The following is an 11,686-nucleotide window of genomic DNA, read 5'->3' on the forward strand; positions in this document are numbered from 1 at the left end:
CCCCAGCATCGGCTCGCGAAATCGCGCCCCGCGACGGCGGCGGCACGGCGCCCCGCTACAACGAAACCCGCACCAGCAACCAGCACGCACCGCAACCAACGACCCCCGTAGCCAGCCGGAAGGCGCGTTCGCATGAAACGCGAACCCGGCATCACACGCCAAATTTACGCATCCCCGCGAATCCCTCCCCCCACGGAGGGCACCCAACAAGGCCGCCACCGACAAGGTCCCGCATCCACTCAAGACGACTCTTCCGGCCCTGGGGGTGTCAGGCCTCGCAGGCCTCCTCATGCCTCCCCGAGATCGACCTCGTATTCGACGACTGTCGTGTCCGCTCGCCGCACGATCGGGTGCGCCACCTCCAGTACACGCCCGTCCGCCGCGATGTGCCGTCGGGTGAGACGCAGGACAGGCACGCCTGCACCTATGCGCAGAATCTCCACCTCGTCGGCGGTCGGCATACCCCCGGTCAAGGATTCCGTCACACGGGCAACGCGGAATCCGAGCGACTCCATCTGCGCGCGGGTGCCCCCGGGCCAGGGCTCGTTGATCGGGTCCGCGACGGGCGTCCCCGCCACATCAGTCCAGCGCACGTAACTTGTGCTCATCTGGGTCGGCACGTCGTTGTCATGGAAGACGAAGTGCCGGGCGAGCAGCGGCTCGCCCGATTCTCCCTCGAACAGGGCGGCGAGCTCGGTATCGGCCTCGACCCGCTCGAACCGCTTGTCGAGTCGGTACTCGGACCAGGTGATGTCCTGGTCACGGGTGTAAGGGGTGGAGCGATCCCCGGAGCGTCGGTACCGGTCGGCTTGCAGCCGGTGTACGGGCGGACGCTCCCTCACTCGGGTACCGGCCCGTGCGCGGGTCTCGATCAGACCTTCGCTCCGAAGGATGCCAAGTGCCTGCCTGATCGTCGTCTGGGAAACCCCGTACTGGCTGGACAGTTCGGGAAGCGTGGGGAGCCGGGACCCGGGCGGATGGTCGCCACCGGTGATGGCAGCGCGCAACTCCTCGGCGATGCGCACGTATTCGGCGTCGCGAGCCGCCGCCATGTCCACCTCCCGGAAGATCACCCTTTTCTGTGCACACATAATGCCCGGACTGGCTTGACCGTCGTCAACTCTCCCGCCAATCTGTACACAGATGCCCACTATCCGTAAGCAGGAAGCGGGCGGCGAACCATGGCCAACATGGGCCAATCATGGCAAGTGGTCTTCCCGGGCTCGCCCCGACAAGGGCGCGCCTTGCGGCAATGGACAGCCGCACGCGTGGATCACGAGAACGCGCCACTGGTCGCACACGAACTGTTCGTCGCCCTGCTGGGCGCCGCGCCCGCTGCAGTCGAGATCACGCTCTCGACTGCGGGCCCGCAGTTACGGATCACGGCCACCAACTCGACCGCACCAAGCGCCCAGCGCGGACTCAGCCGAGACATCGTCGGCGCACTGTCCGCCTGCTCCGGCGTGACGAAGGACGGCCGCGGGCTGTGGGCGCAGCTCACGAAGGAGACACATGCGCACGCCACTCGAACCGACGATCACGACGCTGCCGGCCACGCCGCAGACCGCAGCAGCGGCACGTGACTACGCGCGACACACGATCGCCCGTTACGCCCCTGCCATGCCCGCCGACCGGATCCACGACCTGTGCCTCGTCGTCTCGGAGTTGGTGAGCAACGCCATCCGTTACGGCACGGAGCCGGGCGACAGGATCGGCCTCGGGCTTGTTGTCCGCGCCGCTCACACACGTGTGGAGGTGCATGATCCAGTGCGCCGCCGCCCACGGCCCGAACGGTGTCGAGCGAACGGACCAGGGGGCGCGGCCTGTTGGCCGTGACGGCGCTCGCCGAATCGTGGGGTACCGAGGACCGGCCCATGGGCAAGGTGGTCTGGGCGAAACTCGTTTGGGCGGCGTCGCGGAAGACAGTCACCGAACCCGACGCCGCGCTCAACATCTTCGCAAGGGATTGCGGCGACGAGCACGTCCGATGAGCGGCGTGCTCCGGCAGGGTACGGAGATCGGCGGCCGTCGTCGGGGGTGAAGCCGTGCCCCCCCCGACGGACGGACCGCCGCGCTCGGCGGCGGCCCGACGCACCGGCTCGGTTCCCGTCTGCCCGCTCGGTGGGCGGTCGGCACCGGCCTCTCCTGCCGCGAAGGCATCGCCTCCTAGTCCGCCGCAGGGCCGTACACCAGGTGGGCCACGCTGCCCTCGAACCGTTCGCAGGTCGTCAGGGCGAGCTTCTGCCCGTCGGCGCCCTCCGGGAAGAGGCGTTGGCCCTGGCCGAGGGTGACCGGGTACAGGAACAGGTGCAGCTCGTCGACGAGGCCGTCGGCGAGCAGGGCCCGCACCAGGGTGGCGCTGCCGCTGACGTAGATGCCCTGTGTGCGCTGCTTCAGCTCGCGCACCGCCTCCGGGTCGTACGGGCCCAGGACCGTCGAGTTGTTCCAGTCGGCCTTCTCCAACGTCGAGGAGACGACGTATTTGGCCGTCTCGTTGAAGAAGGGGGCGCCCGGGTCGTCGTCCGCCGTGCGGGTCGACCACGCGGGGGCGAACATCTCGTAGGTGTGGCGGCCCAGCAATATGGCGTCGCTGGTGGCCGTGAGGCCGCCGACGGCCTCCGTCATCTGCGGCCCGAACGGGTAGTCGGCCGTCCAGCCGGGGGCCTCGATCACGCCGTCGAGGGAGATGAACTCGTGGACCTTGAGGCTTCCCATGACCGCTCCTCGGTGTGGGTGGATGCTGTTGCCGGGTATGACCCGGCGCCCGAAGCGGAATCATCGCCGATCCGGATGCCTCTTCGATGCCGTACCGCAATGTCCGTCATGCGGACGGTCCGGCACAATCGTTCGCATGACGAGCGAGGACAAGGACCAGCACGACGGGGCCGGCAGCGGTGGGCAGGAGTTCCCCGACCGAGTGTTCCGCTCGCCCGCAGGGATGGCGGGCGGCATCGTACTGCTGGCCATCGGACTGTGGCTGTCGATCGACGCGATCGTGGGCGGCGAGGGCAGCACACCCTGGCTCGCACTCGCCGGGCTGCTGTTCGCCGTGCCGCTCGTCGTCGCCTTCACCCTGCGCCCCGCCGTGTTCGCGGGGGAGCGGCGGATGCGGGTGCGCAACCCCTTCCGGACGATCGAGGTGCCCTGGGGAGCCGTGGAGACCGTGCGTGCCGGGTACTCCAGCGAGGTCGTCGCGGACGGGGTGAAATACCAGCTCTGGGCCATCCCCGTCTCGTTGCGGGCCCGGAAGAAGGCGACCCGGCACAACGAGCGGATCGCCGCCGGCCGGCCGCCGTCCCCCGGGCCGGGCGGCCTGTTCGGCGGGCGCGGTGTGCCGAATCTGGACCCGGGCGAGACCGAGATGCGGGAGCGGCGGGCCCCCTCCGACCAGTCCGTCGACGAGCTCCGCGAGCTGCTGGAGACCCACGGCCGGAAGGAGGAGGCCCAGGGCAAGGTGGCGGTCCGCTGGTCCTTCGAGGTCATCGCCCCTGCCGTGGCGGGCGCCGTCCTCCTGGCGGTCCTGCTGGCGACGGGCTGACCCGGGGCGCCTCCGCGCCCTCCGGCCCGCTCTTCTCTCTCCCCCCGGCGCGCGGGCCCTCCCGCCCCCGGCCGTCCGCCCCCGACTCCGCTAGCTCTCCTGGTCCGGTCGGCCATCCTGCGGCTGGACCCGCTCCACCACCAGCTTCGCCTCCTCCGGTGACAGCTCCACCCCGAAGGTGTCCGACAGCAGCTCGGGCAGCTCGTGCGGCTCCACGGTCCGCTTCTCGTCCGGCTCCGCGCCGGCGGCGGTGGTCGCGGCCGTCGTCGTCCAGGTCAGGCCGTCGAGCTGGTCGGTGCGGTCGGGGCGGATGCGCTGGAGGAAGGGGCGCCGGTTGAAGGGGGAGTGCGCGCTGGTCGCGATGAAGTGGTTGCCCAGCTCGTAGTCGACCGGGTACTGCGGGTTCTCGGTGAAGTTGTGCCGCACCACCCAGCCGCCCCGGCCGTCCGGGTGATGGAGCGCCCAGCCGTCCGCGCCCGGGGTGATCTCCGTACGGCGCAGCAGGAACGGCCGCCCCTCGATCATCACCTCGTTGCCGTCCTCGCCCTCCACCAGCTCGATGGGGGCCAGCGGGCAGGCGCCGAAACCGATGTCGCTCAGCCAGCGCCGTCCCTCGACGCCGACCAGCAGCATCGCGTGGGTCGCCGGAAGGATTTTCTCCGCACCCATCTGCACCCGCCCGGAGACGGCGGTGAAGTCGAAGCCGAGCCGCTCCAGCGCCGCCGCGAAGAGCGTGGCGTGCTCGTAGCAGTAGCCGCCGCGGCTGCGCCGGACGAGTTTCTCCTGGACGTCGGCCAGATCGAGGGAGACCGACCGGTACAGGAAGCTGTCCAGATTGTCCCAGCGCACCGAGAGCACATGGGCGCGGTGCAGGGCGCGCAGTGTCTCCGTAGTGGGGGTGCGCTCCCCCTCGTACCCCAGTCGTGCGAGGTACGCGTCAAGGTCGAGCTGCTCGCCGTGCCACATGTCGTCGGTCTCTCCAGCCGGGAGGTGTGCGAGGGCGTCCGTCTGTTCGGGCAACTCGCCCGCCGGGCCCGCTATTCCGCTCCCGCGCGGCGGCGGGGATCTCATACGACGGGGGCGACCGTTCGACAGAACAGCCGCCCCCGTCCGCCCCTCCGCTCGGACTACAGCCCCGTGGCCTGCTTCAGGTCGCCCTTGAGCTGCTCCAGCACAGACGCCGCCCTCTTCCGAGCGGTGGCGAGGTCAGTCGCCACGCGGACCGGCACGACGACCTCCAGATAGCACTTGAGCTTGGGTTCCGTACCGCTGGGCCGTACGACGACGCGCCCGCCCTCGACACCGTCCGCGCCGGCCAGCCGGTAGCGGAGTCCGTCCGTTCCACGAGGCGTTTCTCTCTCGTCAGTCGGGTCGGTTGCGGAGGCCGTCGTTCAGGCTGGGGGCGCCCAGCGCTTCAGCACCGCTTGGGTGGCGATCAGACATTTGAAGCGTCGATCAGCGAGGGTCATGGGCTGACCCCCTCCATGCGGTAGCGGTACGTGCTTGTAACATTACTGGCCGCCTGTGAAGCCGCAACATTCCCGGCCGAGCGAGGCCAGGGGGGGGAGAAATGGTCACTTTTAATCAGGAGTGGGCTGGTCTCAAGCAGGAGGCTACGACCAGGATGCAACTGGCCGGAGCGGGAGGGGACGGAAAGCGCAACTCAAAGGGTCTCAAGTCGCCCAAAAACGCTTGGATCAGCGCCGGTGAGAGTGTCAGCAAACTGCGCAGTGGCATCCGGAAGGCGATGCAGGAAATGGAGGCCGGGCAGAAGGGCGCAGGCTCGAAGGGTGCGGTCGGCGGCCTGGAAAGCGCCTCGGCGCAGCGCGAGCTTCATGACTCGTGGAAAGTATACGTCGAAGCGGTGAATCGCAGATGCGGCGAGCTCAGTGAGAAGTTGGAAAGGGCGGGTAACCACCACTATAAGAACGACGTGGAAACAGAAGAAGCTTTCCGGCATATGCGTACGAAGGTGCAATCTCCGGACGGCAAGACCGTCACGGGCGATGACGGCTCGCAACGCGAGAGGCGGTGAGCCTGGTGGTCGATGTCGCAACGATGCGCGAACTGGACCCCGAACAGTTCGGGCAGGCCGCCGACGGATACCACGCTATTGGGAGTATGGCAGATGGGGCCAAGAGGCGCGTCACTGAACACGTCGTCAGCGCGATGGGTAAGACGCTCGAGGGTGAGGCTGCCGAAGCCGCTATCACTGCGGTCCGTGGTCTTGGAAAGAACTTCCATTACGTGCAGACGGAATGCGGGCTAATACGTGCCGCCCTCAACGCGCTGACGGCCGAGCTTCGGGCTGCGAAAAAGAATTTCGATGCGGCCGAGGAGGATGCGCGCGCTGCCCATTTCACAGTGAACCACGATGGCTCTGTCACTTACCCTCCCGCAGGGGAGGAGGTCGACGGAAAGAAGCCTGAGGGTGGCACCACCAGAGGAACAGCCAAAGGGCGCCCCACAGGCAATCCTATCGACCCAGCGGCTGACGCCAACAAGCTTGCCGATTCGCTTGAAAAGCAGGCGGCCAACGCAAATCCGAATCCGAATCACGGCAAAGCGGTCGAGATCGCAGACCGTATCGCGGATGCGCTGAAACTGGCTACCGAAGCGGACAACAAGTGGGCCCCGAAACTACGTGCCCTCAAAGCCGATGACGACCTTCATGTGTCCCGTAAGGACTGGGGCGACGTCAAGGAGGATATGCGGCTCGTCCGTAAGGGGGCGGGTGACTACCTGAAGCCACCGAAAAAAGGTTCCCCGGAGGAGAATGCGGCGTGGTGGAAGAAGCTCTCCAAAGAAGAGCGCGACGACTACATCGCTCTCCACCCTGCATCTGTCGGAGCGATGGACGGCCTCCCCGCTGAAGCTCGGGACGAGGCCAATCGCACGGTGCTGGCCGAAGCCAAGGCGCAGTACTCCCTGCAGAAATCCGCCATGCCGCCCGAGCCGGAGAAGTACGTTTGGGAGGACCACGGAAAAAATCAGGCCCTGGTCGTGTCGGATAAATGGAAGAAATGGAACGCGAAGCGTGAGCACCTTGAGGGGGCGCTCAGAGGGATGAGAGCTATTGAGGCGCGCTTCGAGGCCACTGGCAGAGAGGGCCTGCCCTCCGCCTACCTTCTCGGGTTCAGCGCCGAAGGCAAGGGCCGCGCGATCATCGCCAACGGCAACCCGGACACAGCGGACCATACAGCGGTGTACGTGCCGGGAACGAAGTCGAAGTTGGAGGCGATCGGCGGTGACATCGACCGGATGGCGCGGATCTGGCGGGAAGCAGACACCATGCGTCCTGGTCAGGATGTTTCGACCATTACCTGGCTGGGTTATGACGCGCCGCAGAGCATCGTCCCGGAAGCCACGCAGAAAGGCTGGGCCGAAGACGGAGCTCCGAAGCTGAATCGGTATCTGGAGGGTCTCCAGACTGCGCAGGGAGGTGGGGATGCAAGCCACACTACGGTAGTGGGCCACAGTTACGGCAGCACCGTGGTGGGGCAGGCGTCCAAGACGGGTGACCTTGCGGCTGACGACATCATCGCGGTCGGAAGCCCGGGAATGCTGGTGCCCAACGCGGAGGATCTGGACGTAGGGAAAGGGCACGTCTGGTCAGAAGCTGCCGGTGCCGACCAAGGGATCGAGGGCTTCGATCTTGTTCCGGCTGGTGGCAAAGTTGCCGGGCTGGGTGGTTGGGAGTGGAAGGTCGACACCCGACATGGAGTCCCCATCGGTGCGGAGTACGGCCAGAGCGTGCCCAGCGACGAAGCATTCGGCGCGAAGCGCATGGAGGTCGACACGTCGACGCACAGTGGCTATTGGGAGGAAGGCTCTCAGAGTCTCCGGAACCAAGCGAGGGTCGTTGTCGGCAGGTACGGAAAGGTGAAACTTGATTAGGAAAGTCGCGCTCTTGTCAGGGCTCCTATTGTTTGCGATGACTTCGTGTTCCGGAGCAGAGTCCGAAGACGAACCCCCTACTCGGGATGTGGAAAAGGCTCGCACAGACGCAAAACAATTGTCCAGTCAATTGCTCGACCTAATGGACGTAAAGGGCAAGGTGACAGAGAACGGTCCCGGCGTCGGCAGGTGCGAGGGAAGGGACCCTTCTCGATACTTCCTGATCGAACACCCGTGGAGCCTTTACGATCTTCCTGTGGCCGAATTGAAGAAGGCGATGAGGCGTTTGAAGGCGGAGATGCCTAAACATGGCTGGAAAGTGGTCAGTTATGGTCCGGACAACAGCGCGGACAAAAGCCTGACACTGCGCGCTGATAATCCGAAGAAGAAATTCTCTGCCCAGGTGGAACTGTGGGAGGAGCCTATCGGAAGTAAAGATCCCTCCTTGATCCATGTTTCTCTTGGTTCCACCTGCTTCAAGGCGCCCAGAGGGCAAGATGCCAGCGACGAGTACTGAACTTGTGTTTGACGTGCAGCGGCCCTTGTACCGTTTCGAGCCGTGCGAGGGCCGCTGCACGTGGGGTGGCTGTCTCCCCGACGTTCAGAGCCCTGTGGCCTGCTTCAGGTCGCCCTTGAGCTGCTCCAGCACAGCTGCCGCCCTCTTCCGAGCGGTGGCGAGGTCAGTCGCCACGCGGACCGGCACGACGACCTCCAGATAGCACTTGAGCTTGGGTTCCGTACCGCTGGGCCGTACGACGACGCGCCCGCCCTCGACACCGTCCGCGCCGGCCAGCCGGTAGCGGAGTCCGTCCGTGGGGGGCAGTGCCGCACTGCCGTGAGTCAGATCCTCGGCCTGCGCCACGGCCAGTCCGCCCAGGGCGGCCGGCGGCTCGGCGCGCAGGCGCCGCATCCCGGAGGCGATCAGCGACAGGTCCGCGACCCGCACCGACAGCTGGTCGGTCGCGTGGACGCCGTACTCGACGTCGAGGTCGTCCAGCAGATCGGCCAGGGTGCGCCCGGCCTGCTTCAGCTCGGCGGCCAGCTCGGCGACGAGCAGCGCCGCGGTGATGCCGTCCTTGTCGCGGACGCCCTCCGGGTCGACGCAGTAGCCCAGCGCCTCCTCGTAGCCGTACCGCAGACCCTCCACCCGGGCGAGCCATTTGAAACCGGTCAGCGTCTCGGCGTACGGCAGCTTCGCCGCCTCGGCGATACGCGAGAGCAGCGAGGAGGAGACGATGGTCGTCGCGAACGTCCCCTCGGCCTGCTTGCGGATCAGATGGGTGGCCAGCAGCGCTCCCACCTGGTCGCCGCGCAGCATCCGCCAGCCGCTCGCGGTTCCCGCGTCGGGTACGGCGACACCACAGCGGTCCGCGTCCGGGTCGTTGGCGATGATCACGTCCGGGCGTTCGCCGTGCTCGGCCTCCCAGGCACGCGCGGTCGCGTACGCGCGGTCCATCGCGCCGGGCTCCTCCGGGTTGGGGAACGCGACGGTGGAGAAGTCGGGGTCCGGCTCGGCCTGCTCGGGCACCGGCACGATCGGGGGAAACCCGGCACGCTCGAAGGCGAGCTGCGCCGTGCGGTGCCCGACCCCGTGCATCGCGGTGTGCACGATCCGCACCTCGCGCGGCGAGCCCTCGGTGAGGACGGCGCCGGTCCGCGCCAGATAGGCGTCCAGTACGTCCTCGCCGAGCACCTGCCACCCCGACTCGGGGCGCGGTACGCCGGCCAGGGGGCCGACGGCCGCGATCTGCTCGGCGATCTCCCCGTCGGCGGGCGGCACGATCTGCAGACCGTCGTCCAGGTAGACCTTGTAGCCGTTGTCGCGCGGCGGGTTGTGGCTGGCCGTGACCATGACCCCGGCAGCGGCCCCCAGATGCCGTACCGCGAAGGCCAGTACGGGGGTGGGCAGCGGCCCGGGCAGCGTCGCCGCGCGCAGCCCCGCACCGACCATCACGGCCGCGGTGTCCCGCGCGAAGTCGGCGCTCTTGTACCGCGCGTCGTACCCGATCACGACCAGCGGCCGGTCCCCCTCGCCCGCACGGGACCGCAGATACGCGGCGATCCCGGCCGCCGCGCGGATGACCACGGACCGGTTCATCCGCATCGGACCCGCGCCCAGCTCACCGCGGAGTCCTGCCGTGCCGAACTGGAGGGTGCCGGAGAACCGGTCCCGCAGCTCGTCCAGGTCACCGGCCTCGACGAGTGCTGCGAGCTCCTCACGGGTCTGCGGGTCCGGGTCCTCGGCCAGCCAGTCACGGGCACGGGCGAGCAGCGCGTCGTCGTCGCGCAGGCCGTCGCTCATCTTCTTGGTCCTGCCTTTCGGATGGAGAGCTGATGGGGCTGGGCGCGAAGCCGCCCTCGGTCCGTGCGGGGCGGCTGCTCGCGGCGCCGGGGAGTCAGAGCCGCTTCAGCACCTCACCGAGCAGGGTGCCCATCCGTACCGCCGAGTCCCGGCCCGCCTGGAGGACCTCCTCGTGGTTGAGGGGCTCCCCCGTCATCCCGGCCGCGAGGTTGGTCACCAGGGAGACGCCCAGCACTTCGGCCCCGGCCTCACGTGCGGCGATGGCCTCCAGCACGGTCGACATGCCCACCAGGTCTCCGCCTATGGCCCGGACGAAACCGATCTCGGCCGGGGTCTCGTAGTGCGGCCCGGGGAACTGGACGTAGACGCCCTCTTCCAGCGTCGGGTCGATCTCCTGGCACAGCGCGCGCAGCCGCGGCGAGTACAGGTCGGTCAGGTCGACGAAGTTGGCGCCGACGATGGGGGAGGTGGCGGTGAGGTTGATGTGGTCACTGATGAGGACCGGCTGCCCGGGCCGCATCCCCGGCCGCAGTCCACCGCAGCCGTTGGTGAGGACGATGGTCTTGCAGCCCGCCGCCACGGCCGTACGCACCCCGTGCGCGACGGCCGCGACACCGCGGCCCTCGTACGCGTGCGTACGGCCGAGGAAGACGAGCGCGCGTTTGTCGCCCACCCGGTGCGAGCGGATCTTGCCGGCGTGGCCCGCGGCGGTCGGAGGCGGGAACCCCGGCAGCTCGGTGATCGCGAGCTCGTGGTCGGCCACCCCGAGCGTGTCGGCCGCGGGCACCCAGCCCGAGCCCATGACGAGGGCCACATCGTGACTGTCCTCGCCGGTCAGGGCCCGCAGCTTGGCGGCGGCCTCCTCGGCGGAGCGGTAGGGGTCGTCGGCGTCGTGGGTAGTGGCAGAAGCGTTCACGCGACGAGGGTAGCCCGTTATCGCCTACGCGCGTAGACGTGGGACGCAAGTCCGGACGAACACACGGACGACCTCAGCGCCCGGCGGGGCGCATGTGTGCTTTCTGCTAGCAGGGGCGCTTACGGAGCTCCATGACGTAGTCGTACGGGGCCCCGGCCGACTCCGCCGCGTCCGCGATGTCCCCCAGATAGCGGGCCGACGGCAGACCGCCCTCATAACCGTTGAGGACATAGCACCAGGCCGGCTCCTCGCCCTCCAGCGTGTGCACCCGCACCCGCATCCGCCGGTATATGTCCAGACCGACGCCCTCCCAGCGGTCCACCGAGTCCTCGTCCATCGGCGCGAGGTCGTACAGCGCCACAAAGGTCTGGGCCCGCGGCGCCTCCACGATCGTGGCCAGCGCCCCGTCCCACCCCATGTGCTCCCCTCCGAACGTGAGCCGCCAGTCCGAGAGCCAGCCGGTGCCGCGCAGCGGGGAGTGCGGGGCGCGGCGGGCCATCAGGCGGGCGTCGAGATTGCCGGCGTAGGCGGCGTAGAGCGACATCCCACGAGGGTAACGGCGCCCTCCGCTCCGCGGGCCACGCCGCTTTGCGGGGTACCCCGCGCGGAGTCCGCCCTCTGTTGTGGGGGCACGCCCCCTTTGCCCTTCGGCTGCCGCCGAGGGGTCGTGTCGGGGGGCTCCGCCCCCCCGACGGCCCCCCGCTAGGTGGGCTTCGCCCCCCTAGAACCCCCCTTCCGCAACCAGGCAAGCCATTGCCTTACATGGAATCGGCCTGGGTGTTGCTGCCCCCAATTCGTCCGGTGGCGACCCTGCGGGTCGTGTGTTGGTGCCACTCCGCCCGCACCGGTGTTACCGGTAACGCCGGGTGGGAGGGAGCCGTAATTGCGTTGCTGGTGTCTCCTTCGCGGGAGGAGTCGCACCGGCGACGCTCCGGCAGGGTCGCCACCGGCGGGTCCAAGGACCTCCACCCCCGGACGGACTTCACGTACGTCAATGGCTGTTTCATCGGGGGCAGGGGGGTCCTAGGGGGGC

12 protein-coding genes and 1 pseudogene are annotated in these 11,686 nt (G+C 68.3%); 6 read left to right on the plus strand and 7 right to left on the minus strand.

Features of this window, described 5'->3' with window-relative positions:
- Positions 1–287 precede the first annotated feature (287 nt).
- A complete protein-coding gene (locus tag KBY19_RS34075) occupies positions 288–1,052 on the minus strand; it encodes a GntR family transcriptional regulator (protein WP_099886744.1) in 765 nt (254 codons plus the stop codon).
- A 216-nt stretch (positions 1,053–1,268) separates the two neighbouring features.
- Between KBY19_RS34075 and KBY19_RS34080 the strand changes: the two genes are divergently transcribed.
- On the plus strand, positions 1,269–1,583 hold the full coding sequence (locus KBY19_RS34080; RefSeq protein ID WP_210957637.1) for a hypothetical protein: 315 nt from the start codon (positions 1,269–1,271) through the stop codon (positions 1,581–1,583).
- Positions 1,513–1,836, plus strand: coding sequence for an ATP-binding protein (locus KBY19_RS34085; protein WP_247691711.1), 324 nt, complete (start codon positions 1,513–1,515; stop codon positions 1,834–1,836). The genes KBY19_RS34080 and KBY19_RS34085 overlap by 71 nt, the downstream gene beginning before the upstream one ends.
- Positions 1,837–2,166: 330 nt before the next feature.
- Here the strand turns inward: KBY19_RS34085 and KBY19_RS34090 are convergent, their stop codons facing one another.
- Complete coding sequence (locus KBY19_RS34090; protein WP_210967386.1) at positions 2,167–2,715, minus strand: dihydrofolate reductase family protein; 549 nt, start codon at positions 2,713–2,715, stop codon at positions 2,167–2,169.
- A 136-nt stretch (positions 2,716–2,851) separates the two neighbouring features.
- On the opposite strand from KBY19_RS34090, the gene KBY19_RS34095 reads away from it, so the two are divergent.
- The gene (locus KBY19_RS34095) at positions 2,852–3,538 is read left to right on the plus strand and encodes a PH domain-containing protein (RefSeq protein WP_099883620.1); all 687 of its coding nucleotides are present in this window, start codon (positions 2,852–2,854) and stop codon (positions 3,536–3,538) included.
- A 90-nt stretch (positions 3,539–3,628) separates the two neighbouring features.
- On the opposite strand, the gene KBY19_RS34100 is transcribed toward KBY19_RS34095, so the two are convergent.
- Both KBY19_RS34100 and KBY19_RS34105 read right to left on the minus strand, forming a co-directional pair.
- The gene (locus KBY19_RS34100) at positions 3,629–4,609 is read right to left on the minus strand and encodes an arylamine N-acetyltransferase (RefSeq protein WP_307843693.1); all 981 of its coding nucleotides are present in this window, start codon (positions 4,607–4,609) and stop codon (positions 3,629–3,631) included.
- 56 nt (positions 4,610–4,665) lie between these two features.
- Positions 4,666–4,878: pseudogene (locus KBY19_RS34105) on the minus strand (phospho-sugar mutase); the annotation flags it as partial.
- Positions 4,879–5,162: 284 nt separating this feature from the next.
- On the opposite strand from KBY19_RS34105, the gene KBY19_RS34110 reads away from it, so the two are divergent.
- The 3 genes from KBY19_RS34110 to KBY19_RS34120 all read left to right on the plus strand — a co-directional run bounded on the left by KBY19_RS34110 (position 5,163) and on the right by KBY19_RS34120 (position 7,952).
- Complete coding sequence (locus KBY19_RS34110) at positions 5,163–5,573, plus strand: hypothetical protein (protein WP_210967387.1); 411 nt, start codon at positions 5,163–5,165, stop codon at positions 5,571–5,573.
- Positions 5,570–7,435, plus strand: a complete 1,866-nt coding sequence (locus KBY19_RS34115; RefSeq protein ID WP_307843694.1) for an alpha/beta hydrolase — start codon at positions 5,570–5,572, stop codon at positions 7,433–7,435. The genes KBY19_RS34110 and KBY19_RS34115 overlap by 4 nt, the downstream gene beginning before the upstream one ends.
- A 256-nt stretch (positions 7,436–7,691) precedes the next feature.
- A complete protein-coding gene (locus KBY19_RS34120) occupies positions 7,692–7,952 on the plus strand; it encodes a hypothetical protein (RefSeq protein WP_210957634.1) in 261 nt (86 codons plus the stop codon).
- Positions 7,953–8,036: 84 nt separating this feature from the next.
- On the opposite strand, the gene KBY19_RS34125 is transcribed toward KBY19_RS34120, so the two are convergent.
- From KBY19_RS34125 to KBY19_RS34135, 3 genes are all read right to left on the minus strand, one after another.
- A complete protein-coding gene (locus tag KBY19_RS34125; protein ID WP_210967389.1) occupies positions 8,037–9,725 on the minus strand; it encodes a phospho-sugar mutase in 1,689 nt (562 codons plus the stop codon).
- Between the two features lie 106 nt (positions 9,726–9,831).
- On the minus strand, positions 9,832–10,653 hold the full coding sequence (locus tag KBY19_RS34130; protein WP_185017981.1) for a purine-nucleoside phosphorylase: 822 nt from the start codon (positions 10,651–10,653) through the stop codon (positions 9,832–9,834).
- Positions 10,654–10,759: 106 nt separating this feature from the next.
- Positions 10,760–11,197 (minus strand): gamma-glutamylcyclotransferase, encoded by a 438-nt coding sequence (locus KBY19_RS34135; protein WP_099883622.1) that lies wholly within the window; start codon positions 11,195–11,197, stop codon positions 10,760–10,762.
- Positions 11,198–11,686: the final 489 nt, after the last annotated feature.

Origin of the sequence: Streptomyces sp. B15 (assembly GCF_018070605.1) — a bacterium.
GTDB classification, from domain to species: domain Bacteria; phylum Actinomycetota; class Actinomycetes; order Streptomycetales; family Streptomycetaceae; genus Streptomyces; species Streptomyces smyrnaeus.